General features: G+C 33.4%; 5 protein-coding genes. 1 reads left to right on the forward strand and 4 read right to left on the reverse strand.

Annotated features, from left to right (window positions below):
• Positions 1-751: hypothetical protein (locus ACKI3Q_RS03465; protein WP_407414289.1), on the forward strand; the 751-nt coding region annotated here is incomplete at its 5' end.
• Between the two features lie 255 nt (positions 752-1,006).
• Here the strand turns inward: ACKI3Q_RS03465 and ACKI3Q_RS03470 are convergent.
• The 4 genes from ACKI3Q_RS03470 to ACKI3Q_RS03485 form a co-directional block, all read right to left on the reverse strand.
• Positions 1,007-1,198: a HEPN domain-containing protein gene (locus ACKI3Q_RS03470; RefSeq protein WP_407414297.1), complete on the reverse strand. Its 192-nt coding sequence runs from the start codon at positions 1,196-1,198 to the stop codon at positions 1,007-1,009.
• 258 nt (positions 1,199-1,456) lie between these two features.
• Positions 1,457-2,350: a phosphatase PAP2 family protein gene (locus ACKI3Q_RS03475; RefSeq protein ID WP_407414291.1), complete on the reverse strand. Its 894-nt coding sequence runs from the start codon at positions 2,348-2,350 to the stop codon at positions 1,457-1,459.
• Between the two features lie 182 nt (positions 2,351-2,532).
• On the reverse strand, positions 2,533-3,675 hold the full coding sequence (locus tag ACKI3Q_RS03480; RefSeq protein ID WP_407414293.1) for an SPFH domain-containing protein: 1,143 nt from the start codon (positions 3,673-3,675) through the stop codon (positions 2,533-2,535).
• Positions 3,676-3,694: 19 nt separating this feature from the next.
• Positions 3,695-4,465: a hypothetical protein gene (locus ACKI3Q_RS03485; RefSeq protein ID WP_407414295.1), complete on the reverse strand. Its 771-nt coding sequence runs from the start codon at positions 4,463-4,465 to the stop codon at positions 3,695-3,697.
• Between the last annotated feature and the right edge of the window lie 257 nt (positions 4,466-4,722).

The following is a 4,722-nucleotide window of genomic DNA, read 5'->3' on the forward strand; positions in this document are numbered from 1 at the left end:
TAGTAATACCTATTTTGCGGCTTATGATTTGACTGTTAAAAACTTCAATACTGCAGTTGAATGCCTTGCAGGAACTTGTTATTTCAATAATATTCGATTTGATAACAATCGTATGGACTATACAATTGAAAGAGATTGGGGTGCTGCAATTTTAAATACTGGTAATGTGGTATGTGATAATTGTAGTTTTACCAATAATTATGCTAAAAATGGTGCTGCAATCTTTAATCAGGGCTTTTTGTCAATTAACAACTGTACATTCAAGGGAAATAAAGCATATGGAGAAGGTGATGATGTCTGTGTTGGTGACAGAGGACTGGTACAGGTTGGCGGTAAATACGTCACAAGTGATACAAAAAATGTTTACTTTGCAGAAAGCGTATCTATGTCGGATATGACTTTGATGGCCGTAGTCGCTGGTGTCGGTGCTTTTGCTGCCGGTTTTCTTGCAACTGTCTTTACCTGTAATCCTGCAATTGGTGTAGTTGTTGGTGGAGCTATTGGTGCCGGTTTTGGTCTTTTTGCTGCAGAAAGAAGTATTGAATGCAGTTATGATGTTAATTTTAACAGAATAACTTGTTGTGGAATTTTTGTTGGAGTCGGAATGATATCCGGTATGTTAGGAGGATATTTTGGACTTTATGGATTTAATGATAAGATTATTGCGTATTATGCTGAACTTGATCCGGAGTGTACACAAACTGTTGTAGGAAGCAGTGTCTCCTCAGAGGGAGGTCATTTATGCATATAATAATAGTCTAGATAATGATTAGACTTTGGCATGATAGATTCTAAAGCAACAATGTTTGGAGTGATTATTTATCACTCCTTTTTTTCTTTTTTGAGGAGTTTGTCAACAAAACTATTTTTTGTTAATTTTTCTTGTTTTTTTATTTTTTTCTTGTTTTGATGGTTTTTAATCGTAATCTTTATTAAATTTGAATTTTAAAAATTAAATTGGACTTCCATTCTTTAGATTTCTATGTTTCGATTCGAAAATGGTTGTTTATGATATACTTGACCATAAAGATATTAAACATTCATGAGATTTAGGATATTGGTCTTTTTTATTAACCGCTTTAACTGTTAAAAACATACAATAATAAGCTGCACTAACAGATGTTGCATACTGCTGATTGTCAAATAATATTTTACTGGAGATTAATTTGTCATTAGCTTTTGAAATATATTCATCCACTTCAGACAAGTATGAACACCATCCTCAAGCACATTTGTTAAAAATGAATAATCTTTTGTGTTGTTAAATCTGCCTAATGACATAATATGTGGAGAAATTAACTCCTGCTAGTCTAAAACAATGTCACCAACTACATCAGTAATAATTGAATCAATTTCCTCCCAATAATCAGAAACGATTTTGCAAATGAGTTCATATTAAATTGGTGTGAAAAAAATATTCTCAAAAAAAAAAGTAAAGATGACTAAATGGATTCAGTCATCCATCCCTATCAATCTTTTTAAAAGCTAAAGGATATATAGCAAGCATTATGAAAGTACATAGAGAATGTACAATACATTTAACCAGGTCAGTATCGCCTACAAATTTCGGGATTAAGATAAAAAGCAATACAAACAATATGACTGCTCCAACAAGCCTGACTATTGCATCCCTTCTGCTTTTAGGATTTTCGAAGTTAACATATTTTTCCTCAACAAGAAAACCTAATGAAATTCCCAAAATCAATGCCACATACTTAATATAACTTATTTCAGAACAGAACAATACGCCAACCAAAGACAGAGCGATAATGGCCAAATAGAGATATGCCCTATTTTCAATCTTGTCGTAAACACGAGACAATATTAAGATTAACGCCAAAGCAATGATGAACCCCGCAATAGTATCGGTCGGAAAGTGAACGCCTAATCCCACCCTTGAAAGAGCAACAATCAAAACTCCAACCAATCCAATAGATATATATTGAATATTCCTGACGTATATCGGAATTGCCAAAAACAGGTTGGTTGCCATCATCGTATGTCCGCTTGGGAATGAATATCCCTGGATTTTAAAGTCGAAAGGATTCTGGTCAGCCACAGGGGCATGAATGCACTTGATTTTATCAACAACTGCATATGGCCTTAAACGTGCAACTGCCACCTTGACAAATTCGCAGAACACACCAGCCACACCCAACGAAAGCAATGTGAATTTACCCCAATCTTTGTTGTATGCCAAATAGATTGAAATAAATAACAATGCAAGGACATTTTTAGAGACAACCTCTGCAATAACTTCAAAAAATTCCAATATGAAACCTGGAAGAGAACTTTGCAGGAATATTATTAGATAAACCTCCCATGGAAAATAAAAAACTGTTTCAAACATACAATTAAATATGTTTTACATTTAATAAAAAGATTACTGATAGAGAAATAATTAAAATGAATTTTGCCCGTATACTATACAAAATATAATATACTTTTAGCTCGCACGTTAATATTAGACCAAATTATATAATTTCGGCCCACCATAATATTTTGATTAATGAATATGAAAATAAATTTCATCTATTCATTAACTGGATGGCCGCATCTTGAACAGAACATGTCATCAGGTTCAAGTTTTTTTCCACAGTTGCTACATTTTAATTCTTGCTGTACTTTGTTTCCACATTTGGAGCAAAATATCGCATCAGGAGCCAATTTGTTTCCACATTTGGTACAGAATAATGCATCTTCCTGAGGTTCATCATTTTCTGATTGTTGAGGTGCTTGATTTGCCTGTTGCTGTGGGGCAGGGCTTTGTTGTTGCTGGTTGGATCCAAAGTTTTGGCCTCCTGCAAACAGTCCTCCAGACATGTTTCCTCCAACATTATTTCCCAACATTTGGCCGAATGCCATTGCCATTGGAAAACCGGCTACCATTCCATCAACACCACCTTTATTTCCAGGATTTTCAGCATATTTTTTAGCAACATCTGCCATCTGTTCATCAGCCCAATTGAATCCAAGTGTTCCGTATTCCATTTTCTTGTTCAATACAGCCTCAAGTTTTTTGGTTTCTTCTTTAGGAACAACTATGTTTGATATGTAAAATGTGATGAGATTTACACCATATTCTTGGAAATCCTCTTTCAATTTTTCATGCAATGCTTCTGAAATTTCCTCCAAATGCTGTGTAATATTATAGTAACTTACTTCAGACATGATTTTTGATAAGTAGTTTTTGACTTTGGTAGTAATTTTGCCTTTGAAATAGTCTGTAAGCTGATCTGTAGTATTGAATGTTTGTGTTCCCATTACGTTTACCATGAATTTTCTTGCATCGTCAATAACAATATCCATAACCCCTGAAGCACCAACATTTATTGGTATTTGAAATGTGGGTTCAATAACAGGAAAGCGACTGCTTGTTCCCCAAACCACATTTAATGAAGTTGCCTTGTTGATAAAATATACTTCACAGTGAAATTGACTTACTCCTTCGGTAGGAATATTGATAAGGCCTCTCAAAATAGGTATGTTTCCAGTTTCTAATGTGTATTTTCCAGGACCAAATTCATCTAAAGCTCTCCCATCCTTATAGAATATAGCTACTTGGGATTCATGAACTATTAATTTTGAATGTGTGTTAAAGTCTTCTGCAGGATGTTTCCAAACTAGAGTGTCCTTATCTCCTTCAAATTTAATTACTTTTAAAAGTTCGACCATTTTACTTCCTCCATGTTTATTATATTATTCCAAATAGTTTTTTAGGTTTAGGTTTTTCATAATCCGGATCGTATTGGCGTATTTTTTCAACATAAGCGTCAATATATTCGTCATGCTCCCACTTATCAAGAAATCCTATATGCTTGTATAATGGAGTGTGAAGATCAATTGAATAAATCCAAGAGTTTACAGCATCCTGATAAGTGTCATCAGTAACATTTTCAACCAACTCCCCATAATAATTTAATAGATTGCATAATTCTAAAAGAGTATTGATATACCATGCATAACTATCGTCATCATCATAAGGGAGATCTTCGAGTCCTTCCAAGTAGGCTTCGTAAAAACTTTCAACAAGTCCAAATATTTCATCAGTAAATAGATTTATCGCTTCGTTCTTTTCTCCAACATCCTCAAGGTATTCAACTATCGACACAGCAGATGCAGTTGAACTGCAAAAGTCGTTAATACCCCTTTCATCAAGAAAATCGTATGTAAAGACTCTAAAGTAACCTACATAAAATTGGGCTTCCCAGCTATAAGGTTCTTTAATTAAAATTTCACTATAATACTTTAATCCAAATTCTGTGTCCCCAACTTCACGTGCCCTTCTTGCAAGCTCATATAAATTGCCTAATTCTTGAGAAGATTCTTCACCAAAGGTTTGGTAATTCTCACCTGCAATATATTCCTTAACAGGAAACTTAGTTCCGCAGGCCTGGCAGACATAAAATCCACCCTCTTGCGTAACCATGTTGCTTCCACACATTTCGCACATTAATTCATTCATACAAACTACCTTTAAAATTAATATATTAATTACTTTATATATTATTGTATTTTAAGGTTTTTTATATGCTTCTAAAAAAATATGATATATTATAGATAATATTTAGTACTTTAGCTCCAATATTATACTATAGAACAAAAAAACATGAAAATTTTTTATTATTTATTTTTATCCAAATTACAAAAATTCCATAAACCTTGTTTTCTGGATATAAGATTATTTAATAATGCCTTATTACTTTAATTATCCAATAATGA

The sequence above is a fragment of the Methanobrevibacter sp. genome (assembly GCF_045636185.1).
Taxonomy (GTDB): Archaea; Methanobacteriota; Methanobacteria; order Methanobacteriales; family Methanobacteriaceae; genus Methanocatella.